Below are 23,350 nucleotides of genomic sequence, written 5' to 3' on the forward strand. Positions count from 1 at the left end.
ACCCAAAAATTCGTTCGTCGAGGAACTTCGCGATGTTCACCGCGCATGCCGATGCCGCGCGCACCCTCTCTGTCTGCGCTCCTGTCCAGCACCACGACCCCGAAGACCGTCTGCCGGCTTGGCTGCCGCTGTCGGCGGTGACCGACGCGGCCCGGCGGCTGTCCGGCCAGATCGTTCGCACGCCGCTGCTGCATGCCCCGACGCTCGACCGCGATCTGTGGCTGAAAGCGGAGGTGTTCCAGGCCACCGGCGCCTTCAAGGAGCGCGGCGCGCTGAACCGCCTGCTGCGGCTGACGGCGCCGGAACGGGCTGGCGGGGTCGTGGCGATGTCGGCCGGCAACCATGCGCAGGGGGTGGCGCTGCACGCCGCCCGGCTGGGGGTGAAGGCCACCATCGTGATGCCGGAGACGGCCCCCCGCTGCAAGGTGGAGCGCACTGCGGAACTGGGCGCCGAGGTGGTGCTGCACGGCGCCACGGTGGGCGAGGCGAAGAGCAAGGCGCTGGAACTGGCGGCGGAGCGGCGGCTGACCTTCCTACACCCCTATGACGATCCCGATGTGATCGCCGGACAGGGGACGGTCGGGCTGGAGATCCTGGCCGACCGGCCCGACGTCGACACGGTGGTGGTGCCGGTCGGCGGCGGCGGGCTGCTGGCCGGCGTGGCCGCCGCGGTGAAGGCGCAGCGCCCGTGGGTGCGGGTGATCGGCGTACGGCTGGCCCGACGCGGCGGCCCGACGCTGGCCGATGGCATCAACGTCCATGCGCTGGGCAAGCTGCCCCAGGCCATCGTAAACACGCTGGTCGACCGGGTGGTCGAGGTGGAGGAGGCGGAAATCGCCGCCGCGATGCGCGCCCTGCACCGGTCCTTCGGCGTGGTAGCGGAAGGGGCCGGCGCCGCCGGAGTCGCCGCTGTGCTGGGCGGCCGGCTTGGGCGGACCGGGCGGACGGTGGCGGTGCTGTCCGGGCGCAACGTGGACGGCGATACGCTGGCGCGGACATTGGCGGCGTGATTCCCGACTTGCGATTGCGGCGACCTCTTGCCCCCTCCCCAACCCTCCCCCGCTTTGCGGGAGAGGGAGCACGCGCCAAGCCGGCGGCAGTCCCCTCTCCCGCGTTGGCGGGGGAGGGTTAGGGAGAGGGCAAAACGGCTGGTACCAAAGGACCACCCACCGGCCGCTCCCCCGCAAATCGCATAGCCGCCCTCTTCGCCGAAGCGAAGTATGGATAGGTCAGCAGAAATGACCTATGTTGATGCTCGCGTGTAAACACACAGGCGACGCCAAGGGGTAGCTGGCATGACGAACAATTCCGCCTCGACCATTTCGTCATCCGCTGCATCGGTCACTTACGAGCGCCCGCTTGCGGCGCACAGTGTCTTTGACAATTTGCAAGGTCAACTGTTCGGCGTTGTCATGACGTCGTTCGGGATTGCCATTCTCCATGCCGCCGGGCTGGTCACCGGGCAGGCGGCGGGGTTGGCCTTCGTGATTTCCTACGCGACGGGCGTGGAGTTCGGACCTCTGTTCTTCCTGGTCAATTTGCCCTTCTACTTCCTTGCGCTGGCCCGCATCGGCGTCGGCTTCACCATCAGGTCGCTGATTGCGGTGACCGGCATCGCCCTGCTGTCCGGTCTGCTGCCGACGATGATGAGCTTCAGCGCCATCAACCCTTACGTGGCGGCGGTGCTGGCCGGATTCTGCGTCGGGATCGGCGTCATCGCGCTGTTCCGCCACGGCGCCAGCGGCGGCGGTGTCGGCATCCTCGCCTATTACCTGCAGGAGAAGACCGGTTTCCGCGCCGGCTGGCTGCAGGCGCTGTTCGATCTGGCGGTATTCTCGGCCGCCGCCTTCGTGCTGGAATGGCCGGCGCTGCTGGCGTCGATCCTGGGTGCGGCGGTGCTGAACGCCTTCGTCGCCTTCAACCACCGCGCCGACTGGTACGTTGCCCGGTAAACAGTATGGGGCCCGCTGAGAGGGGAGCGGGCCGCCCTATTCGCGGCCCAGCACCCGGTCGACCACCGCATCGGCCCATTCGCGCGACCGGAAGCTCGCCTTGGCCTCCACGGGATCATAGACGCGCTCGACCCAGTCCCAGAAGGCGATCGGGCGCTTCTGATTGTAGGCGGCGTAGAGTTCGAAGAAGTAGTCGAGGATGCCGGTCTTCGCCTGCTTGAAATGGCCGTATTTCCAGGACAACTGCTTCATCGCCTGGTCGAGCGGCTGGCCTTCGTGGGCGAACAGGTACAGCGTCGCCATGAAGCCGGCGCGGTCGGCGCCCGACTTGCAGTGCATCAGCGCCGGATAGGTCATGGTCTTGAACAGCTCGCGCGCCTTCAGAAGGGTCTCCTTCTTCGGCATGTCGCGGGAGTTCACCGGGAAATCGACCAGTTCCAGCCCATGAGCACGGCAGGCCTCCGCCTCCAGGATGTAGGAGGCGCAGTCGCGCGAGCCGCGCAGGTTCAGGATCGTCTTCACCCCATTGCGCTTCGCCATCGCGATGTGCGACGGCGAGGGCTGGCTCGCCCGGTACATGTTGGGGGAGATGCGATAGGTGTTGGAATAGATCAGCCGGAAACAGGCGTGGTCGATGAACACGCTTTCCAGATGGCCGAGCGCCCGCTGCCACGGCGTCGCCATGCGGCTGCGGCCGCGCTTGATCGCGTCGGCCAGCGCGGTGGTGGTGACCGCCCGCAGGGTGCTTTTCTTCGCCAACTCCAAACCTTCCGACTCTGACGGAACGCCAACATAGGCATGGCCGGCGTTCCGTCAAGAACCCCATCACGCCAAAGCGTCAGGCGACCCTGTCCTGCAGGCGGACATACATGCCGTACTGCGCCGCCAGCGTCAGCACGATTTCCATGTAGAGATTGATCAGACCGTTTGCGTAGAAGGCCGGGCAGCCGGTGTAATGACGCTCCCCCGCCATCGCGGTCGGTTCGATCAGGTCGGTGTTCAGGACGATCAGATCCTTGTCCGGATCATAGAGGAAGGCCGACTGGTCGGGACGCAGCGGGTGGATGGCCTGATGGTCGTCGGCCTCGATCTTTCCCGCCGCCATGAACTGGCACAGCATGCCCAGGCTGCCCATGGCGAGCGGCAGAACCTGCTTCAGGCTGCGGCGGGCGAGGTCGTCATAGGCCGCGGCCTCCAGCCCCGGACGCAGCAGCGGCGCCGCTTCCACCAGATTCCAGCAGACATGAAGCGCGGTGTGGCTGCCGGTCTTGGTGATCGACAGCATGTCGTAGCCGGACGGCCCGTGCAGCACCGACTTCTGCAACTCGCGCCCCAGCACATAGCCGGCGGCGGCCATGTCGGTGATGGTGCCTTCCGTCCGGCAGCGGTCCTCCTCCACCATCACCTTGATCGCCCAATCCTTGATGATGGCGTCCAGCAGATGGCAGACGGAATCGCGGAGGAAGCCGACCATGCGGTCGGGATCGGCGGCGGCCATGCCGTCGGGATCGGCGAAGTCCAGCCCGTGCGGCGAGTCCGGCGGGGTCGCCAGCACCAGATGCCCGGATTCGTCCAGCGGCATGCGAGCGATGATGTGCTCCCGCAGATCGACATAGAGGAATCCCAGCAGGGTGTTGATCGCGACCTTCTCGAAATCCTCCTTGCGGGTGTCGGCATGGGCCGGGCAGTGGCCGGCCAGCGTCAGCAACTCCTCGCTGAGCAGGTACGCCGGCTCCTCGGCGATCCGGTGCAGGATCGGCGCGAGGCTGATCCGGGTCATCCCGGCTTCCTCATGCGCGCCGGCATAGGTCAGGGCGAAGTCGTTGGTGCGGGCCATCGGGCTCAGCCCTCCTGCAGGCGGTCGTAGACGCCGTAGTCGAGCGCCAGCCCGGCGACGATGTCGAGATACAGCTTGATCAGGTTGGTGGTGTAGAAGGCCGGGCAGCCGGTGTAATAGCGCTCGCCCGGCTTGGCGAAGGTGACGATTGGATCGGCGTTCAGCCGGATCAGGCCGTTGGCGTCCAGCACGAAGGCCGTCTGGTCCTTGGGCAGCCGGTGGACGGCCAGCCCGTCGGCCGGCTCGATCCCGCTTTCCTCCATGTAATGGACCAGCATGCCCAGGCTGGCCATCGACAGCGGCACGATCTGCTTCAGGCTGCGGTGGACGAGGTCGTCGTAGAAGGCGGCATCACGCCCCGGCACCAGCAGCGGCGCGGCCTCGACCATCGCCCAGCAGATGTGGATGGCGGTGTGGCTGCCGGTCTTGGTGATCGACAGCATGTCGTATCCGGCGCGCTGGTACAGCGGCGAATGCTCCAGCAGCGTGCGCAGGACAAAGGTCGCCGCCGCCTCCAGCGAGATCTCGCCGGAGCCCTGGGAGCGGAAATACTCCTCCTCACGCACCAGATCGACGGCCCAACCGGTGATGAGCCCGTCCAGCAGGTGGCAGGTGGCGTCGCGCAGGACGGAGCAGAAGACGTCCGCCGCCGCCGCCGCCATGGCGGTGCGGTCGGCCGGGTCCAGCCCGTGCGGCGAACGCGGCGGGATCGGCAGCATCGGCCGGCCATCCGCATCGAAGGGAAGGTGGCCAGCGATGTGGTCGCGCAGCCGGTTGAACAGCAGGGCCAGCAGGCTGTTGACCGCCACCTTGTCGGCGTCGTCCTGGGGAATGGCCTGTGGGCTCGAGGCCGCACCGTCCGCCGTTCCCTCGGCCTTCCCGGCATGGAACGGGCATTGCCCGGCGCCCTTGCGGAAGTCGTCGCTGAACAGGAAGTTCGGGTCGGACTGGATGCGCTGCAGGATATGGGCGATCGACACCCGGCCCAGCCCCGCCTCGCCATGGGCGGTGTTGAAGGTCTGGGCGAAGTCGTTGGAGCGGGCGGTCAGGGTGTCGGACATGCGTGCAGCCTTCGGCGCGGATGTAGAACGGACGGATTACCCTAGATGGAAACGCCGGCCGCGCGCAACGGAGTGTCGCCCCCGGGCTCTATAATGTCCCGGCCACTGCGTTATTTTGCCACGATCCGCCCCTCCACCGCGGGCGCGACCGTTTTCTTGGCCTCGACGTAAGTCATCACGATGGTCGCCAGCAACACCGCGCCCGAGGCATCGACGATGACTTTCGCCCGCGGGAAGGCGGCATAGCCGTCGCCGCCTTTCAGCATGTAATCGTTGGTAGCGACGCGGTAGGTCGCCTGCGGGTCCAGCGGCTTGCCACCCACCATGATCGAGGTCACCCGCCGTCCGGCCGGGGCCTTGGGGTCATAGGTCATGGTCAGGCCGGACACCTGGGGGAAGCGGCCGGCCTTCTCCTCCACCTTGCTGACGCCATGTTCCAGGGTGGAGATCAGGTCCTGTCCCGAAATCTCCACCAGCACCCCGACATTGCCGAAGGGCAACTCGGCGAAGATGTCCTTGCGGGTCAGTTTGGAGCCGGCGGGGTGCAGCGCGTCGGCGCGGATCCCGCCGCCGTTGGTGATGGCGACATCGGCCTTCAACGCGTCGCGCAGGGCATCGGCAATCAGGTTGCCCATGCTGGCTTCGCGGCTGCGCACCACGTCCTTGCGGCTGTCGAGGTCCGTCGTCGTGGTGCCGATCACCGTGGCCAGATCGGTGTCCAGACGCTTGGTGTAGCCCTCCACCACCCCTTCCACCTGCGGGTCGGCGGCGACGCCGGCGGTGGTGACGAAGCGCCACTCCGTCGGCACGGTGGTGGTCGCCGGCCCCTTGCCGGCGTCCCCTTTGCCAGCATCCTTCGTCTCGACCGCCAGCTTCACCACGCCGAGATACTGCGCGTCGTGCCCGGCCTTGAGGATCAAGGTGGAGCCTTCATAGAAGCTGATCGGGTCGTGGTCGTGGCCGCCCAGGATCAGGTCGATGCCCTTGACCTTGGCGGCCAGTTCCCGGTCCTCCGCGATGGTCAGGTGGGTCAGCGCCACCACGACCGACGCCCCCTTGGCCCGCAACTCCTTCACCGTCGACGCTGCCGTCTCCAGCACCGGAGAGAAGCTCAGGCCCGGCCCGGCGCTGGAAAGGCGGGCGGTGTCGGGGGTGATCAGGCCGAGGAAGCCGACGGTGATGCCGTCGATGGTCCTGGTCCAGCTAGGCACCGTGCCGGCGAAGGCGGAGCCGTCGGCTGACCGTACATTGCTGCCGATCCAGGGGAACTTCGATTCGGCCATCCGCTGCTTCAGCGTGTCGGCGCCGAAGTCGAATTCATGGTTGCCGAAGGTCACCGCATCGACGCCGATGGCGTTGAACAGCGCGATCATCTGCTCGCCCCGCGTCGTGCCCGACAGCAGCGACGGCGACAGGAAATCGCCGCCCACCGTGGTGATCGCATCGGGGGCCGCGGCGCGTTCGCGCTTCAGCAGGGTCATCAGCGGCCCGAAGCCGCCCTGTCCCTTCACCGGCGCGATCTCGTACACGTCGTTGACGTGCAGGAAGGTCAGCGTGCCGTTTTGCGCCCAACCGGGCAGGGCAGCACCCAGGATAACGGCAAACACTGGAGCGGCGATCAGGCGGAAACGGAACAGCATGGAGAGCGGACCTTCGATGTCATGCCTGCGTATTCTAGACCAGCTTTGCCCCGCCGCGCATAGCGGCTTTGCGGCGCGGAGCATACGGTCGGGAGCGGCTGCGGCTTGAACTCCGCCTGCGACGGTCTCACAACTTCATGACAGCCTTACCAACGACGCGAGCCGAGCAGACCCATGCGCATCCTGGTCGTTCAGAACAGCCGAACCGCTCCCATCGGTCTGGTGGGCGATGCGCTGACCGACAACGGCGCCACCCTCCACACCATCGCCGCCAACGAAGGCGAGGCGATCCCCGACAAGGACGGCTATGCCGGCCTCGTCGTGCTGGGCGGCCCGCAGGATGCTTGGAACGACGAGAAGGGGCCGCATTTCGGCCGGGTGATGGAGACGATCCGCGACTTCACCGATGCCGACCGGCCGGTGATGGGCATCTGCCTGGGCGCGCAACTGGCGGCCCGCGCCTATGGCGCCAAGGTCTACCGCCACACCACGCCGGAACTCGGCATCCATCGCGTCAGCCTGACCGACGGTGCCCAGGACGACCCGTTGCTGGGCGGCTTCGGTCCGGAGTTGAACCTCGCCCAGTGGCATTACGACACCTTCGAGTTTCCCGACCGCGCGGTGCCGCTGGCTTTCAGCGAAGCCTGCGACCGTCAAGCCTTCCGCCTCGGCCGCGCCACCTACGCTTTCCAGTTCCACCCCGAGGCCACCGGCGACATCCTGCGCGGCTGGGCCTCGCGCATCCGGGAGGAGGCGCGCGAAAGCAACGCCGAAATGCTGCACGGTCTGGAGAACTCGATCGCCACCCACCTGCCGGTGGCGGAGCGCTTCACCCGCGCGATGACCCGGCGCTGGCTGGATCTGGCGCGCTGACCGTTTCGGTGAAACGGGCCAGCAGGTCGGGGGTGTCGACGTCGTAGAGGATGCCGGCATCGTCCACCGGCACCTCGCACAGCCGGTCGGCATGCTGGCCGATCAGCCGTTTCGCCCCGGCGTCCCCTGTCAGAGTCGCCATTTCCGTGAAGAAGGCGCGGTCCCACAGCACCGGGTTGCCCTGCTTACCGTGGGTGGTGGGAATGCAGATGGCGCGGCCTTCCACCGGGCTGTAGGCGGCGATCAGCCGGTCGATCACGGCGGACGCCACCCGCGGCATGTCGCCCAAACACACCACCACCGCATCGGATTCGCTGGGCACCGCCGCCAGACCGGCGCGCAAGGAACTGCTCAGCCCCTCGGCGAAGGCCGGATTGTGGACGAAAGTGACGGGCCGGTCGGCCAACGCCCGCGCCACACTTTCCCCCTGATGGCCGGTGACGACGATGACGTTGGCGGCTTGCGAGGCCAGGGCTGCGTCGACGGCGCGGGCGACCAGCGGCGCGCCGTTGATCTCCGCCAGCAGCTTGTTGGTCGGCCCCATGCGGCTGGAGCGGCCGGCGGCCAGCACCAGGGCGGTGACGCGCGGCGCGCGGGGCGTCTCGGTCGAGACACCCGCCCGCGGCAGCGGCCGTGTCGGAATCTCGGCCAGCAGCCCGCCGACGCCCATCCGCATCACCTCGGTTCGGCTCGGCGGAATGCCGGCGGCGATGCGCTGCAGCACCCAGTCGAAGCCGTTCAGCTTGGGCGAGCGCGCACAGCCCGGCAGCCCCAGCACCGGCTTGCCCTCGCGACGGGCCAGCAGCAGCAGGTTGCCGGGATCGACCGGCATGCCGAAATGCTCCACCACGCCGCCGGCCCGCTCGATGGCCGCCGGCAGCACGTCGCGCCGGTCGGTGATGGCCGACGCGCCGGCGATCAGCAGCAGGTCGGCCGCCGGCATCGCCGCAATCTCAGCCGCCAGCGCCGCCTCGTCATGGTCGCAGCGCGACTCATGGATCAGCGTGCCGCCGAGCGCTTCGACCCGCTCCCGTGTGACGTTGACGGTCTTGTCGAGCACGCTGTCCTTCACCCCCGGCAGCCGGGTTTGGATCAGCGCCACCGACAGTGGGCGATAGGGCAGGACGGCCAGCGGCGGCGGCCCGTCGGTGGCGATGTGTTCCGCCTGCTCCACGGCGGCGGTGGGAGCGGCGAAGGGGATGATCTTGACGGTGGCCAGCATCTGACCGGGCTCGACGGGAGCGAAGTCGGGCAGGGTGGCGATGGTGACGCTCTCGTCGATTTCGTTGATGGCGTCGATGCGGGCGGGGTCGAGGCGCAGAAGCCCATGCGCTTCGGCGAACAGGTTGACCCGGCCGGTGAAGGCGGCGGCGACCTGGACGGAGCCGCCGGCCACGACGGCGGCGATGCGGGTGGCGGCGGCATCCTCGGCGATGTCGCTGTCGGACAGCTTGGCGGCGATCACGTCCGAAATGCCGGCGTCGCGCAACGCGGTGACGTCATCGGCCGACAGCCGGCGGCCCTTCTTGAAGGCCAGCCCGCTCAGGCGCAGGGAATGGGCGAGGATCGCGCCCTCGGCATCGGACAGGGGAAGCGGGCCGAAGAACATGGGGGCTCCGGAAGGGCACGGTCGGTGTATGCCCACGGATATGGCGACCGGTCCGGAGCCGGGCAATGGGCGGAAGGTATGGGGTGCGGAGGTATCAGCTGACGATGCCCCCTCCCTAACCCTCCCCCGCTTCGCGGGAGAGGGGACTGCCGCCGCTCCGCGCAGAACTCCGCCAAGCATTCTACCCCCTCTCCCGCAAAGCGGGGGAGGGATGGGGAGGGGGCACCCGCTGCAACCACTCCCCTCAGCAGGGATGATTCTCCCCCCGCCGCACGCAGGTGATCTGCCCCATGATCGCTATCGCGATTTCCGCCGGGGTGACGGCGCCGATCGACAGCCCGACCGGGCCGCGGATGCACTTCACCTCGGCCTCGCTCAGCCCCTCGTCGCGCAGGCGGTCCAGGCGCAGGGCATGGGTGCGCTTGCTGCCCAGCGCGCCGACATAGAAGGCGGGGGAGCGCAGCGCCGTCACCAGCGCCGGGTCGTCCAGCTTGGGGTCGTGCGTCAGGGTGACCACGGCGGTGCGGGCGTCGGGCTTCAGTTCCGCCAGCGCCTCGTCCGGCCACAGGTGGTTCAGCTTGACGCCGGGGAAGCGCGCCTCGGTCGCGAAGGCGCCGCGCGGGTCGATCACCGTCACGTCATAGCCGGTCAGCGCCGCCACCGGGGCCAGCGCCTGGGCGATGTGCACGGCGCCGACGATCAGCAGCCGCATCGCCGGATTGTGGACATGCACGAACAGGCGGAAGCCGTCCTCGTCCTGCGGATCGACCAGCAGGCCGGAGCGGTCCTGGCGGATGCGCCGGCGCACCTCGTCCAGCAGGTCGGATTCAAGCCCGAAGCCGCCATGGACGGTGTCCTCGTAAACCAGGGTCTGGAGGCCGGTGTTGAGATCGGTCACCAGGGCGGCTGGGATCGCTGCGGCCTTCGCCGCGAGCAGCCGGTCCAGAATATCGCGTTTCATTCCACGGCCTCGACATAGACCTGCACCTGCCCGCCGCAGGCCAGCCCGACTTCCCAGGCCATTTCGTTGGTGATGCCGAAGGACAGCAGGCGCGGTTCGCCGTCCTCCATCGACTTGGCGGCCTCGTGCGCCACGGCGCTTTCGATGCAGCCGCCGGACACGGACCCGGCCATCGACCCACGGTCATCGACCGCCATCTGGCTGCCGACCGGGCGCGGCGAGGAGCCCCAGGTCGACACGACCGTCGCCAGGGCCACCCTGCGGCCGGCGGCGCGCCATGCGGCTGCTTGCTCCACGATGTTGTCCGCCATCAGGGTGTCGTTCATCCCGCCGCCTCCTTCAACCAGCGGCGCAAGCCCGGGCTCCGACGCGGACCATCGGCCGACAGGACACCGGCCAGATCCGCGAGGCTGTTCAGGCTGTGGGCCGCAAGAAAATCGTCCACATGCGGCAGCAGCGCCCGGATGCCCGAGGATTTCGGCGCGAAGCCTTCCCAGCGCAACAAAGGATTCAGCCAGACGAGCCGCCGACAGCTTTTGTGCAACCGATCGGCCTCTGCCGCAAGCCCTTCCCCTGCATCCCTGTCCAGCCCGTCGGTAATGAGAAGCACCACCGCGCCCTGGCCCAGCACCCGCCGCGCCCAGGTCCGGTTGAAGGCGTGCAGCGCGGTGCCGATCCGCGTGCCGCCGGACCAGTCGGCGACCGCCCCCGACACGGCGTCCAGCGCCACGTCGACGTCCTTGTGCCGCAGATGGCGGGTGATGTTGGTCAGCCGGGTCCCGAAGACGAAGCTGTACACCCGGTCGCGGTCGTTGGTCACCGCATGCATGAAATGCAGCAGCATCCGCGAATAGCGGGTCATCGATCCGGAGATGTCGCACAGGACCACCAGCGGCGGCGGCCGGGTGCGGCGGCGCTTGCGGGCAAGGTCCGACAGGTCGCCGCCGGTGCGCAGCATCCGCCGCAGCGTGGCGCGCGGATCGACGCGCGGCCCCATCGGGTCGGAGCGGTAGCGGCGGGTGGTGACCTCCGCCAGCGGCAGGGCGAGACGGGCAAGCAGGCGCTTGGCCTGCGCCATCTCCTCCCCCGTCATCTTCTCGAAATCCTTGTCCTGCAGCCGTTCGGTGGCGGAGACGGTGAAGGAGGCATCGACCTCGATCTCGGTCTTCTCCGGCTCCTCCTGTTCGGCGCCGCTGCCGTGCAGGGCCTCGGCAAGGCGCTGCGCCATCTCCGGCTGGTCGGGCGCCTCTGTCCGCACCTTCGGCAGCATCAGTGACATCATCTTCTTCAGGATGTCGGGATTGCGCCAGAAGACGTGGAAGGCCTGGTCGAACAGCTCGCTCTGGTCGTGGCGGTTCACGAAGATGGCATGCAGCGCCCAATAGAAATCGGTGCGGTTGGACAGGCCGACCGCCTCCACCGCTTCGACCGCCTGCAACACCTTGCCCGGCCCGACCGGCAGGCCGGCGGCGCGCAGCGCGCGGGCGAAATGCATCAGGTTGAGGGTGAGGCGACCGACCGGCGCGTCGTCCGTCATGGCGGCCTCAGCGCGCGGTGGTGGCGGCCAGCTCGGTCTTGACCTGGGTCAGGATGCGCGCCGCCTCGCTGCCCTGGATGCGGGCGATGTCGTCCTGGTATTTCAGCAGCGTGCCCAGCGTGTCATTGATGACGGAGGGCTCCAGCTCCAACTGGTTCAGTTCCACCAGCGCCTGCGCCCAATCGAGCGTCTCCGCCACGCCCGGCGCCTTGTAGAGGTCCATGCCGCGCAGAGTCTGGACGAAGCCGACCACCTGGGCCGCCAGTCGCGCATCGGCCTGCGGCGCCTTGACCGACAGGATCTCCCGCTCCCGCGCGGCACTGGGGTAATCGACCCAATGGTAGAAGCAGCGCCGTTTCAGCGCGTCGTGAATCTCGCGGGTGCGGTTGGAGGTGAGGATGACGATCGGCGGCTCCGGCGCATGGACGGTGCCGAATTCCGGGATCGAGACCTGATAATCCGACAGAATCTCCAGCAGATAGGCCTCGAACGGTTCGTCGGTGCGGTCCAACTCGTCGATCAACAGCACCGGCGGCCCGGCGAGGTCCGGCTCCAACGCCTGCAACAGCGGGCGCTTGACCAGAAAGCGCTCGGAGAACAGGTCGGAAGCCAGCGATTCACGGTCCTGCCCGCCCGATGCCTCGGCCAGCCGGATCTCCATCATCTGGCGAGCATAGTTCCACTCATAGACGGCGGACGAGGCGTCCAGCCCCTCATAGCATTGAAGCCGCAGCAGCTTGCGCCCGAGCGTCGCCGACAGGACCTTGGCGATCTCGGTCTTGCCGACACCGGCCTCGCCCTCCAGGAACAGCGGGCGCTTCAGCTTCAGCGCCAGGAACAGCGCCGTTGCCAGCGAGCGGTCCGCGACGTAGGAGCCGCGGGTGAGAAGCGCCAGCGTGTCGTCGACGGAGGCGGGGAGGGGGGTGGTCATGGACGGCCTTGGAGATGGACAACAAATGCCCTCTCCCGTCCCGGGAGAGGGAGGGGACACACCGAAGGTGGGGAGGGTGAGGGGTGAGGCAAGACTCCCGAACCGCACGGTTCCTTGGATCACCCCTCACCCTTCCCAAGCTTTGCTTGGGCCCCTTCCCTCTCCCGGGGCGGGAGAGGGAGCTAAATCACCCCGCCGCTTCGACCGCGCGCTTCGCCATCACGGTGACGAGGTGGGCGCGGTAGTCGGCGCTGGCGTGGATGTCGGCGTTCAGGCCGTCGGCCTCCACCGACAGGCCGTTCAATACCTCCGGCCGGAAGTCGGCGGCGAGCGCCGTCTCGAACGCCTCGGCGCGGAAGACGGAGCCGGCGGCGCCGGTCACCGCCACTCGCACCTCGGCGCCGAACTTGGCGACGAAGACGCCGACGATGGCATAGCGGCTGGCCGGATTGCGGAACTTCGCGTAGGCCGCCTTGTCCGGCCGCGAGAAGCGCACCGACTTGACGATCTCGCCCGGCTCCAGCGCGGTTTCGAACATGCCGGTGAAGAAATCGTTGCCGGCGATGGTGCGGCGGTCGGTGGTCACGGTGGCCTTCAGAGCCACCACCGCCGACGGATAGTCGGCCGACGGATCGGCGTTGGCGATGGAGCCGCCCATCGTGCCCATGTTGCGGACCTGCCGGTCGCCGATGCCCTCGGCGAGGCTGGCCAGCGCCGGGATCACCCGCTTGACGAGGTCGGAATGGGCGACCTCCGCATGGCGGGTGAAGGCGCCGATCTCCAGCCCGCCATCAGCCTCGCGGATGCCCTTCAACTCCGGAATGGCACCGAGGTCGATCAGGTCGGTCGGGCGGGCGAGGCGCTGCTTCAGCGTCGGCAGCAGGGTCTGGCCGCCGCCCAGCAGCTTGGCCTCTTCCGCCTGGATGGCGGTCGCCGCGTCGGCAAGCGATGTCGGCCGTTGGTACGTGAACGCGTACATTCTCTAGCCTCCTTCTTCTTCGGCCGTCTTATTCCGCCGCCATTGCAGGGGTGGCGTCGCGGATCGTCCGCCAGACTTTCTCCGGCGTCGCCGGCATGTCCATGTGGGTGACGCCATACTCAGACAGCGCGTCCACCACCGCGTTCATCACGGCTGCGGCGGCGCCGATGGTTCCGGCCTCGCCGCAGCCCTTCACGCCCAGCGGGTTGTGGGTGCAGGGCTGGTCCTCGTGATAGCGCACGGTGAAGGATGGGACATCGTCCGCCCGCGGCATGCAATAGTCCATGTAGGAGCCGGTGACGAGCTGCCCCGAGTCCTCGTCATAGACGCAGTTCTCGTACAGCGCCTGCCCGATGCCCTGGACAAGGCCGCCATGCACCTGCCCCTCGACGATCAGCGGGTTGATGACGTTGCCGAAGTCATCCACCGCGGCGAAGCTAACGATGGTGGTGACGCCGGTGTCGGGATCGATCTCCAGCTCGCAGACATGGCAGCCGTTGGGGTAGGTGAAGTTCTTCGGATCGTAGAAGGCCTGCTCGTCCAGCCCCGGCTCCAGCTCGTCGAGCGGGAAGTTGTGCGGGACGTAGGCCTGCAGGGCGATGTCGCCGATGCCCAGGCTCTTGTCGGTGCCGGCGACGGTGAAGCGGCCGTCCTTCACCTCGATGTCGGTCTCGGCGGCTTCCAGCATATGGGCGGCGATCTTCTTCGCCTTGCGCTCCACCTTGTCCATGGCCTTGACCAGGGCCGAGCCGCCGACCGCGAGAGAGCGCGAGCCGTAGGTGCCCATGCCGAAGGGGATCTTGTTGGTGTCGCCGTGGACGATCTCGACATTCTCGATCGGGATGCCGAAGCGGTCGGCCACGATCTGGGCGAAGGTGGTCTCATGGCCCTGGCCGTGGCTGTGAGAACCGGTGAAGACCGTCACCGAACCCGTTGGATGGAAACGGACTTCCGCGCATTCATAAAGTCCTGCGCGAGCACCGAGGGCGCCGGCGACATTGCTGGGGGCGATGCCGCAGGCTTCGATGTAGGTGGCGAATCCGATGCCGCGCAGCTTGCCGCGCGCCTTCGATTCGGCCCGGCGCTGCTGGAAGCCGGGGTAGTCTACCAGCGGCAGAGCGATGTCCAGGTTCTTGGCAAAGTCGCCGGTGTCGTACTGCAGGGCGACCGGCGTCTGGTACGGCATCGCCTCCTTCGGCACGAAGTTGCGGCGGCGGATCTCGGTCTTGTCCATGCCCATCACGCCGGCGGCGACATCCACCAGCCGTTCGATCAGATAGCAGGCCTCCGGCCGGCCGGCGCCGCGATAGGCGTCGACGGGGGAGGTGTTGGTGAAGACCGCCTTCACCTCGGCATAGATCGCCGGGGTCTTGTACTGGCCGGCCAGCAGGGTGGCGTAGAGATAGGTCGGGATCGACGGCGCGAAGGTCGACAGATAGGCGCCGAGATTGGCGAGCGTCGAGACGCGCAGTGCCAGGAAATTGCCGTCGGCGTCCATCGCCAGCTCGGCATGGCTGACATGGTCGCGGCCGTGGGCGTCGGTCAGGAAGCTTTCGGAGCGGTCGGCGGTCCATTTCACCGGCCGGCCGACCTTGCGCGCCGCCCAGGTGACGACGGCCTCCTCGCCGTAATGGAAGATCTTCGACCCGAAGCCGCCGCCGACGTCCGGCGCCACCACGCGCAGCTTGTGCTCCGGAATGCCCAGCACGAAGGCGCCCATCAGCAGGCGGGTGACGTGCGGGTTCTGGCTGGTGGTGGTCAGGGTGTATTCGCCGGTCGACTGGTCGTATTCGCCCATCGCCGCCCGCGGTTCCATGGCGTTCGGGACCAGACGCTGGTTGACCAGATCGATCTTGGCGACGTGGGCGGCGTTGGCGAAGGCGGCATCCACCGCGGCCTGATCGCCCAGATGCCAGTCGTAGCAGACATTGCCCGGCGCATCGTCATGCACCAGCGGCGCAGCACCGTCGATGGCGCGGGTGGAGGATCCCACCGCCGGCAGTTCCTCGTAATCGACCACCACCATCTCGGCGGCGTCGCGCGCCTGCTCGCGGGTTTCCGCGATCACCACCGCCACCGCGTCGCCGACATAGCGCACGCGGTCGCGCGCCAGCGGGTAATGCGGCGGCTCCTTCATCGGCGAGCCGTCCTTGGAGTGGATCTGCCAGCCGCAGGGCAGGCTGCCGACCTTGTCGGCCTCCATGTCGGCCCCGGTCAGCACGGCGACCACGCCCGGCATCGCCGCCGCGTCGGCGAAGTCGATGCCCAGGATGCGGGCATGGGCATAGGGGGAGCGCACATGGACCGCATGGGTCATGTTGGGGCGCTTGAAATCGTCGGTGTAGTTGCCGCGGCCGGTCAGAAAGCGCTGGTCTTCGCGCCGGCGCACCGAGGCGCCGATGCCATTGGGGTTCGCCATCTCGTGTTTCCTCCCACAGGAACGCGTAAGATGCGGAAATGCCTGCTTCTTGCTGGGCTTATCGCCCTTATTCGGCCGCGACCGGCGCCTGTTGCGCCCCCGCCATCGCCTCGGCACCCGCCTTCACCGCCTTGACGATGTTGTGATAGCCGGTGCAACGGCAGATGTTGCCCTCCAGCCCCTCGCGGATCTCCGCCTCGGTCGGGTTCGGGTTCTCGCGGACCAGATCGACCGCGCTCATCACCATGCCCGGCGTGCAGAAGCCGCACTGCAGGCCGTGATGCTCGCGGAAGGCGGCCTGCATCGGGTGCAGCGTGCCGTCGGCCGCCGCCAGCCCCTCGATCGTCGTCACCTCCGCCCCGTTGGCCTGGACGGCCAGCGTGGTGCAGGACTTCACCGACCGGCCGTCGACATGGACGACGCAGGCGCCGCACTGGCTGGTGTCGCAGCCGACATGGGTGCCCGTCAGGCCGAGATGCTCGCGCAGGAAGGCGACGAGCAGGGTTCGCTCCTCCACCTCGCGCGAGACCGTCTTGCCATTGACGGTCATCGATACGGTACAGGACATCGGTTTTCCTCCCGCTGGCTGAAGTCTGGCTTGCAGTCGTATGGCGTGCAGTTGGGACTGTTCACTGTCGTTCGACGCGCCGCCGGCCGGGGGCAAGCCCAGGGCTATACCGGTGTCCGCTTCGGCCGGCGGTCTTCCGCCACAAGGATAGGGGGTGTCTGCCCGTCGAGGTCAAGGAGCCTGTGCATGCCTTGGCCGAAAGAATGGCATGTGAACGGTCCTTATGTCGGATTGTACGTACTGGCGCGCAATTTTGTGGCGCGTTACAGTGGGTTGGGGCTGCCCATGGCTATGGGTGTGCAAACAAATCCGCCCGGCAACGATCCGGGCGCAGCAACGATAATGGGGAGAGCCGCTATGAATCGCCCATCCGTGAAGCGTCACCTTCTGGCCCTGTGCACGGCCGCCGGCCTTGGCGTCAGCCTTGGACTCGCCGCCCTGCCGGCCAAGGCGGAGACCTTCATCACCGTTCTGACCGGCGGCACCAGCGGGGTCTATTATCCGCTCGGCGTGGCGCTGTCGAACGTGTACGGCAAGGCGCTGCCGGGGGCCAAGGTGACGGCGCAGGCGACCAAGGCGTCGGTGGAGAACCTGAACCTGCTGCAGGCCGGCCGCGGCGAGATCGGCTTCACGCTCGGTGATTCGCTGAGCGATGCCTGGAAGGGCAACGAGGAGGTCGGCTTCAAGCAGAAGCTGTCCAAGTTGCGCACCATCGCCGCCATCTACCCCAACTACATCCAGGTCGTCGCTGCCAAGGAGTCGGGCATCAAGACGCTGGCCGATCTGAAGGGCAAGCGGGTGTCGGTCGGCGCGCCGAAGTCGGGGACGGAGCTGAACGCGCGCGCCATCTTCAACGCCGCCGGTCTGGCCTATAAGGATTTCGCCAAGACCGAATATCTGCCCTTCGGCGAATCGGTCGATCTCATCAAGAACCGCCAGCTGGACGCGACGCTGATCTCCGCCGGTCTCGGCGTGGCGGCGATCAAGGATCTGTCGTCGTCGCAGGAGATCACCGTCGTCAGCATCCCGGCAGACGTGGTGCAGAAGGTCGGCGACGCCGCCTACATCACCGAGACGATCCCGGCCGGCACCTATCCCGGCCAGGATGCCGATGTGCCGACCGCCGCGGTCCGCAACCTGCTGGTCAGCCATTCCGGGGTGTCGGACGACGCCGCCTATGCGATGACTAAGACGCTGTTCGAGAATCTGGACGCACTGGCCGCCGCCCATGTCGCCGCCAAGCAGATCAAGCTCGACAAGACCGCCACCCAGTCGCCGGTGCCGTTCCACCCCGGCGCCGTCAAGTTCTACAAGCAAAAGGGGCTGATGTAAGAAACGGGCCTGATAAAAAAGAATTGGCGGAGAAGCCGTAGTGAGCGCACAGAAGAAACAGGCGGACTCCGAGATCCGCCAAGCCATCGACCGGGAAAATCCGTCCACGGTCGCCGCTTTCGAAGGGTTCGACGGGCGGGCGGTTTTCGCCATCGCGGTCGCCTTCTCCGCCTTCCAGATCTGGACCGCCGCCTTCAACCCGGTGTCCACCATGGTGGTGCGGGCGGTCCACGTCGGATTCCTGCTGCTGATGACCTTCACCCTGTTCGGCTTTCGCCAAACGGCGGAACGCAGGCGGGTTCCCTGGTACGACTGGCTGCTGGGCCTGACCGCCTTCGGCGTCGGCCTCTACCATTATGTGTTCGAGGTCGACCTGATCCAGCGGGCGGGCGATCCCAACACCACCGACCTGATCGTCGGCACCATCGCGATCGCACTGGTGTTCGAGGGCGCCCGGCGGATCATGGGGCTGGCGTTGCCGATCATGTGCGGCATCTTCATTCCTTATGCCCTGTTCGGCCGCCATCTTCCCTTCGGGCTCGCCCACCGCGGCTATGACATCGATCAGGTGATCGACAACCTGTATCTGTCGACCGAGGGGATTTACGGCACGCCGACCTTCGTGTCAGCCAGCTACATCTTCCTGTTCATCCTGTTCGGCGCCTTCCTGGAGCGCGCCGGCATGATCAAGCTGTTCAACGACGTGTCGCTTGGCCTCGTCGGTCATGCCAAGGGCGGGCCGGCGAAGGTGGCGGTGATCTCCTCCGGCCTGATGGGCACCATCAACGGGTCGGGCGTCGCCAATGTGCTGACCACCGGGCAGTTCACCATTCCGCTGATGATGCGCTTCGGCTATCGCCCTGCCTTCGCCGGCGCGGTGGAGGCGACGGCCAGCATGGGCGGGCAGCTGATGCCGCCGGTGATGGGGGCCGCGGCCTTCATCATGGCGGAAACCATCGGCGTGCCTTACAGCGAGGTGGCGATCGCCGCCGCGATTCCCGCGATCCTCTATTTCGGCAGCGCCTTCTGGATGGTCCATCTGGAGGCGGGCATGCGCAACCTTGTCGGCCTGCCGAAGGACCAGTGCCCGAACGCGCTTCGCGCCGTGGTGGAGGGCTGGTACCTGATCATGCCGTTGGCGGCACTGGTCTATCTGCTGTTTTCGGGTTTCACGCCCCTGTTTGCCGGGGTGATCGGCATTGCGGCGACGGCGGCGCTAATCCTGGGCACGTCGATCGTCGGCAAAATCGGTCCGATGGTCCTGCGGGTCGCCTTCTGGGTGGCGGTCGGGCTGGTGGCGGCCGGCCTGTGGAAGCTGGGTTTCCGGACCGAGCATCTGGCCTTCACCATGGTCGTGCTGCTCATCATCCCGTGCCTGATGTTCAAGGGCGGCCGGGAGACGCTCACGCTGGTGGTGAACAGCATCGCCGACGGCGCCAAGAACGCTGTCGGTGTCGGTGTTGCCTGTGCGCTCGTCGGTGTGCTGATCGGCATGATGACGCTGACCGGCCTCGCCTCCAGCTTCGCCTCCACCATTGTCGACTGGTCGGGCGGCAACCTGCTGGCGGCGCTGGTGCTGACCATGATCGCCTGCATCGTGCTGGGAACCGGCCTGCCGACCACGGCGAACTACATCATCACCGCGTCGATCGCCGCGCCGGCCCTCCTGACCATGGGCGTGCCGCTGATGGTCAGCCACATGTTCGTCTTCTATTTCGGCATCATGGCCGACCTGACCCCGCCAGTGGCCCTGGCGGCCCTGGCGGCCTCGTCGATCTGCAAGGCCGATCACATGGACATCGGCTGGATTGCGACACGGGTGGCGATGGCGGGTTATGTCGTGCCCTTCATGGCTGTCTACGACCCGGCTCTGGTCATGCAGACCGGAAGCTGGCTGGCGGTGGCCTATGTGTTCATCAAGGCCTGCGTCGCCATCGCCCTGTGGGGAGCCGCAACCATCGGCTTTTTCTGGACACCGCTGCCGCTGGTCGCCCGGGTCTATGCCGCTTTGACAGCCTTCCTGTTCGTGGTCGCCTTGCCGCTGACCGACGAGGCCGCCTTCGTCATGACCGGCTTGTTCCTGCTGTGGCAACACCGGCGCCGCAGCATACCGGCTGCGGCCGCCGTCTCTTAGTCCATGGCCGGTCTCTGCCTGTTCGCCCTCGGCGGTGCGCTTTTGGCGTCGCTGCCGGGAACGCAGTTCACCCTGTCCTGGACTCACTCGATCGAGAAGACCGAGTGGCGGGAGGCCTGGACGGTCGAGGCCGGCCGGCTGCGACCGACCGAGGCCCGCATCCGCGGCACCGGCGCCGGGATGGAGCCCGGCCCCGATGCCCGGCTGACCGCCGAGGGCTGGATGGTCTGGACGCCCGACCTGCCGCCGCAGGACAGCGTCACGTTGGCGGCCTCAAACTTCACTGGCGAGCACCGGCTGTGCGCCGGGAACGAGTGCCGGCCCTTGTCGGGCTGGACCGGGGTGAAGGATCAGGCGGTGGCGATGCGGGCCTGCCCGTAGGCGGCGCCGCCCCCGCCTACGAAAGTTCGTGTGGTCAACGTCCCTTCCGGCTTGGCTTACGCTGCGTCAATCCGCATACTCCCGCTTCTTTCGTCAGCCTACCATCCGGACCGATGATCAATTCCCCCACGCACCAACGCCGCCCATCCTTCCTTCCGGCCGTTCTCGGCGCGGCGCTCGCCGTCGGTGGCGTGCTGCTGAGCACGCACGGAGTCCAGGCGGCGGAGGTGGCGGCGGAGGTTGCCCATGGCGGCGTGCCGCATCTGGACGGGCGGCTGCTGAGTGCCGCCTGGGTCGTGCCCTTCGCTGGAATCCTGCTGTCGATCGCGCTGTTCCCGCTGCTGGCGCCGATGGTCTGGCACCATCACTTCGGCAAGATTTCGGCGGCCTGGGCGCTGGCCTTCCTGGTGCCCTTCGCCGCGACCTTCGGGATCGACCTTGCGACCTACGAGCTGCTACACACGGTCCTGCTGGAATACATCCCCTTCATCGTGCTGCTGACCGCGCTGTTCACGGTGGCGGGCGGCGTGCGGCTGACCGGGTCGCTGGTGGGGACGCCTGCGGCCAACACCGTCGGGCTGGCGCTCGGCACGGTGCTGGCGAGCCTGATGGGCACCACCGGCGCCTCGATGCTGCTGATCCGCCCGCTGCTGCGGGCGAACGAACACCGGCGCTACCGGGTCCACACCATCGTCTTCTTCATCTTCCTGGTGTCGAATGTCGGCGGATCGCTGACGCCGCTGGGTGACCCGCCGCTGTTCCTCGGCTTCCTGAAGGGCGTCGATTTCTTCTGGCCGACAGTCCATCTGCTGGCGCCGATGTCCTTCCTGTCGGGCCTGCTGCTGGTGATCTATTTCGTGCTGGACCTCGTCCTGCACACCCGCGACCCCGGCAAGCACCCGCTGATCGAGGGCGTTCACGAGCGCGAGCCGATCCGCATCGAGGGCAGCGTCAACCTGCTGCTGCTGGTCGCCATCATCGGCGCGGTTCTGCTGAGCGGCGTCTGGCATCCCGGCGTGGGGGTCACGCTGTACCATGTGACGGTGCAGTTGGAGACCATCGTGTCGAACCTGCTGCTGCTGGGCATCACCGGCCTGTCGCTGGCGCTGACCAGCAAGCAGAGCCGCCGCCTGAACGGCTTCAGCTGGGGCCCGATCCTGGAGGTGGCGAAGCTGTTCGCCGCCATCTTCCTGACGATCATCCCGGCCATCGCCATCCTGAAGGCCGGCACCGACGGCGCGCTGGGCGCCATCATCTCCGCGGTGAACGAGGGCGGGAAGCCCAACCCGGCCGCCTATTTCTGGGCGACCGGCATCCTGTCCAGCTTCCTCGACAACGCCCCCACCTACCTGATCTTCTTCAACACCGCCGGCGGCGAGGCGCAGCCACTGATGACCGACCTGTCGCTGACGCTGACCGCGATCTCCGCCGGTGCGGTCTTCATGGGCGCCAACAGCTATATCGGCAATGCCCCCAACTTCATGGTCAAGGCGATCGCCGAGGAACGCGGCGTCGCCATGCCCAGCTTCTTCGGCTACATGGCCTGGTCCTGCGGCATTCTCGTGCCGTTGCTGGGCCTGACCACGCTGGTCTTCTTCCTGTGATGGTCCCTATTCTGTAACAGCCAGCCACGAAACCAATCCTCACCTCCGCCGTTAATCCGCGATAGGGCCGCTTTTTCGCCTGCGAACCGGCAGGCGTGCGCGGCGCAACGGCTGGAGGGCGACGTGGTTTCGAAGAATTTCGGCGGGAACCTGGGTGCGGGATCGAAGGCGGGGCGGCCGATGGTCGTGTCCGGCGGCATGCCAACGGGACGGGTCCCATCGGCCTGACCGGCCGGAGCCTGCGCCATGAGCACGCAGACCCAACCCCGTCACCTGCACTCCCTGACCCCGTTGCGCGGCATCGCGGCCCTGTGGGTGGTGCTGTACCATTACAGTTTCCAGTATTTCCCCAACCTGCACCCGGACAGCTACACGCATCTGGTGCAGAAGGGCTATCTGGCCGTCGACCTGTTCTTCATGCTCAGCGGTTTCGTGCTGACCCATGTCTATCACGACACCTTCAGCCGGTCGGTCGGCGACAAATACTGGAGCTTCCTGAGGGCGCGCATCGCCCGGCTCTATCCGCTGCATCTGGCGGTCCTGCTGCTGTTCGTGGCGACGGCGCTGGCCGTGCGGACGGTGGAGTACGCCGCCACCGGCAGCTTCCCGGCGATCCCGCTGAAGGGCGCCGAATCGATCTGGGCGCTGGTCGCCAACCTGTTCATGCTCCAGGGCCTCTATGCCAGCGTGCTGAGCTGGAATTATCCGGCATGGTCGATCAGCCTGGAATTCATGGCCTATCTGGTCTTCCCCTTCGCGCTGCCCTGGGTTTGGCGGTCCAACGGCCGGACGCAGGCCCTGATGGCGGCCGGTGCGCTGGCGACGCTCTGCCTGTTGGCCTGGGCGACGCAGGACAATCTGAACCAGTGGGACGGGCCGCAGACGCTGCTGCGCTGCCTGCCGGAATTCCTGCTGGGCACGCTGCTCTACAGCGCCTTCCGCAGCGGGCTTGCCGGGTCGGTGCTGTCGAGTGACCTGACGATGGCCGGGGTCGTGCTGGCGATCCTGCTGCTTCTGCACACCGGCGGGCCGGACCTGCTGGCGGTGCCGCTGTTCGCCCTGCTGATCCTGGCGGCGGTCGCCAACCGCGGCCGGGCCGCGGGCGCCTTGAATGTCCGGCCGCTGGTCTGGCTGGGCGACGTGTCCTATTCGCTCTACCTGATCCACGGCTTTGTCGAATATGCCACCACAAGGGTGCTTGGGCTGGGTCTCGGCATCTACGACCGCAAGGCGCTGCCCGGCGGCTGGTCGATGGCGCTGCTGGTGGCGATGGTCACCGCCTGCCTTCTGATGGCTGGCCCGGCCTATCGCCGGATCGAAGTGGGCGGCCGGCGCCTTCTGCGGGAGAGGCCGAATGTCGGCCGGCTGACGCTGGCGGTGGCGGGACGGCGGGCCGACTGAGAAGGCTTTCGGCCTAAAAAAATGCGCCCGGAGGCGGGGGCCTCCGGGCGCAAAGTTACAGTACGAAAGAGGATCATCAGCAATTGATGATGCAATCGGGAGATCGATTGTGGCGCCACCTTGTCATGGGT

At 67.4% G+C, this 23,350-nt stretch carries 20 protein-coding genes; 8 read left to right on the top strand and 12 right to left on the bottom strand.

The genetic code is table 11. The features are described 5' to 3' along the window. Nucleotides 1–32: 32 nt before the first annotated feature. A complete protein-coding gene (locus M5E06_RS21930) occupies nt 33–1,010 on the top strand; it encodes a pyridoxal-phosphate dependent enzyme (protein ID WP_252140002.1) in 978 nt (325 codons plus the stop codon). Between the two features lie 285 nt (nt 1,011–1,295). Then, complete coding sequence (locus M5E06_RS21935) at nt 1,296–1,952, top strand: YitT family protein (RefSeq protein ID WP_286208925.1); 657 nt, start codon at nt 1,296–1,298, stop codon at nt 1,950–1,952. Between the two features lie 36 nt (nt 1,953–1,988). Here the strand turns inward: M5E06_RS21935 and M5E06_RS21940 are convergent, their stop codons facing one another. The 4 genes from M5E06_RS21940 to M5E06_RS21955 all read right to left on the bottom strand — a co-directional run bounded on the left by M5E06_RS21940 (nt 1,989) and on the right by M5E06_RS21955 (nt 6,490). Beyond that, complete coding sequence (locus M5E06_RS21940) at nt 1,989–2,711, bottom strand: protein tyrosine phosphatase family protein (RefSeq protein ID WP_109154912.1); 723 nt, start codon at nt 2,709–2,711, stop codon at nt 1,989–1,991. A gap of 79 nt (nt 2,712–2,790) precedes the next feature. Then, nucleotides 2,791–3,789: a hypothetical protein gene (locus tag M5E06_RS21945; protein ID WP_252140004.1), complete on the bottom strand. Its 999-nt coding sequence runs from the start codon at nt 3,787–3,789 to the stop codon at nt 2,791–2,793. A gap of 5 nt (nt 3,790–3,794) precedes the next feature. Then, entirely contained in the window at nt 3,795–4,850 is a 1,056-nt protein-coding gene (locus tag M5E06_RS21950) for a hypothetical protein (RefSeq protein WP_252140005.1), read from the bottom strand. A 110-nt stretch (nt 4,851–4,960) separates the two neighbouring features. Further along, nucleotides 4,961–6,490 (bottom strand): bifunctional metallophosphatase/5'-nucleotidase, encoded by a 1,530-nt coding sequence (locus M5E06_RS21955; RefSeq protein WP_252140006.1) that lies wholly within the window; start codon nt 6,488–6,490, stop codon nt 4,961–4,963. Between the two features lie 174 nt (nt 6,491–6,664). Here M5E06_RS21955 and M5E06_RS21960 point away from each other — a divergent pair, with 174 nt between their 5' ends. Next, a complete protein-coding gene (locus tag M5E06_RS21960; RefSeq protein WP_252140007.1) occupies nt 6,665–7,363 on the top strand; it encodes a type 1 glutamine amidotransferase in 699 nt (232 codons plus the stop codon). On the opposite strand, the gene M5E06_RS21965 is transcribed toward M5E06_RS21960, so the two are convergent. The 8 genes from M5E06_RS21965 to M5E06_RS22000 all read right to left on the bottom strand — a co-directional run bounded on the left by M5E06_RS21965 (nt 7,320) and on the right by M5E06_RS22000 (nt 16,367). Continuing rightward, the gene (locus M5E06_RS21965) at nt 7,320–8,972 is read right to left on the bottom strand and encodes an NTP transferase domain-containing protein (protein ID WP_252140008.1); all 1,653 of its coding nucleotides are present in this window, start codon (nt 8,970–8,972) and stop codon (nt 7,320–7,322) included. The two genes, M5E06_RS21960 and M5E06_RS21965, sit on opposite strands and share 44 nt — an antisense overlap. 244 nt (nt 8,973–9,216) lie before the next feature. Next, on the bottom strand, nt 9,217–9,933 hold the full coding sequence (locus M5E06_RS21970) for an XdhC family protein (RefSeq protein WP_109155378.1): 717 nt from the start codon (nt 9,931–9,933) through the stop codon (nt 9,217–9,219). Next, the gene (locus M5E06_RS21975) at nt 9,930–10,259 is read right to left on the bottom strand and encodes an XdhC family protein (RefSeq protein WP_109155379.1); all 330 of its coding nucleotides are present in this window, start codon (nt 10,257–10,259) and stop codon (nt 9,930–9,932) included. Before M5E06_RS21975 ends, M5E06_RS21970 begins: the two co-directional genes overlap by 4 nt. Continuing rightward, entirely contained in the window at nt 10,256–11,470 is a 1,215-nt protein-coding gene (locus M5E06_RS21980) for a vWA domain-containing protein (protein WP_252140009.1), read from the bottom strand. Before M5E06_RS21980 ends, M5E06_RS21975 begins: the two co-directional genes overlap by 4 nt. Nucleotides 11,471–11,477: 7 nt before the next feature. Then, nucleotides 11,478–12,401, bottom strand: coding sequence for an AAA family ATPase (locus M5E06_RS21985; protein ID WP_252140010.1), 924 nt, complete (start codon nt 12,399–12,401; stop codon nt 11,478–11,480). Nucleotides 12,402–12,588: 187 nt separating this feature from the next. After that, nucleotides 12,589–13,380: an FAD binding domain-containing protein gene (locus tag M5E06_RS21990; protein ID WP_252140011.1), complete on the bottom strand. Its 792-nt coding sequence runs from the start codon at nt 13,378–13,380 to the stop codon at nt 12,589–12,591. A gap of 28 nt (nt 13,381–13,408) precedes the next feature. Then, nucleotides 13,409–15,799, bottom strand: a complete 2,391-nt coding sequence (locus M5E06_RS21995; protein WP_252140012.1) for a xanthine dehydrogenase family protein molybdopterin-binding subunit — start codon at nt 15,797–15,799, stop codon at nt 13,409–13,411. A gap of 67 nt (nt 15,800–15,866) precedes the next feature. Beyond that, nucleotides 15,867–16,367 carry a (2Fe-2S)-binding protein gene (locus M5E06_RS22000; protein ID WP_252140013.1) on the bottom strand — a complete coding sequence of 167 codons (501 nt, stop codon included), beginning with the start codon at nt 16,365–16,367 and terminating at the stop codon, nt 15,867–15,869. Nucleotides 16,368–16,724: 357 nt separating this feature from the next. On the opposite strand from M5E06_RS22000, the gene M5E06_RS22005 reads away from it, so the two are divergent. The 5 genes from M5E06_RS22005 (at nt 16,725) to M5E06_RS22025 (ending at nt 23,219) form a co-directional block, all read left to right on the top strand. After that, nucleotides 16,725–17,699, top strand: a complete 975-nt coding sequence (locus M5E06_RS22005; protein WP_252140014.1) for a TAXI family TRAP transporter solute-binding subunit — start codon at nt 16,725–16,727, stop codon at nt 17,697–17,699. A 40-nt stretch (nt 17,700–17,739) separates the two neighbouring features. Further along, nucleotides 17,740–19,833 carry a TRAP transporter permease gene (locus M5E06_RS22010; protein WP_252140015.1) on the top strand — a complete coding sequence of 698 codons (2,094 nt, stop codon included), beginning with the start codon at nt 17,740–17,742 and terminating at the stop codon, nt 19,831–19,833. Between the two features lie 3 nt (nt 19,834–19,836). Next, nucleotides 19,837–20,214: a DUF1850 domain-containing protein gene (locus tag M5E06_RS22015; RefSeq protein ID WP_252140016.1), complete on the top strand. Its 378-nt coding sequence runs from the start codon at nt 19,837–19,839 to the stop codon at nt 20,212–20,214. Between the two features lie 113 nt (nt 20,215–20,327). Next, complete coding sequence (locus tag M5E06_RS22020) at nt 20,328–21,818, top strand: sodium:proton antiporter (RefSeq protein WP_252140017.1); 1,491 nt, start codon at nt 20,328–20,330, stop codon at nt 21,816–21,818. Between the two features lie 246 nt (nt 21,819–22,064). Beyond that, the gene (locus tag M5E06_RS22025; RefSeq protein ID WP_252140018.1) at nt 22,065–23,219 is read left to right on the top strand and encodes an acyltransferase family protein; all 1,155 of its coding nucleotides are present in this window, start codon (nt 22,065–22,067) and stop codon (nt 23,217–23,219) included. The last annotated feature ends 131 nt before the right edge of the window (nt 23,220–23,350 follow it).

The sequence above is a fragment of the Azospirillum sp. A1-3 genome (assembly GCF_023806445.1).
In the GTDB taxonomy this organism is placed as follows: domain Bacteria; phylum Pseudomonadota; class Alphaproteobacteria; order Azospirillales; family Azospirillaceae; genus Azospirillum.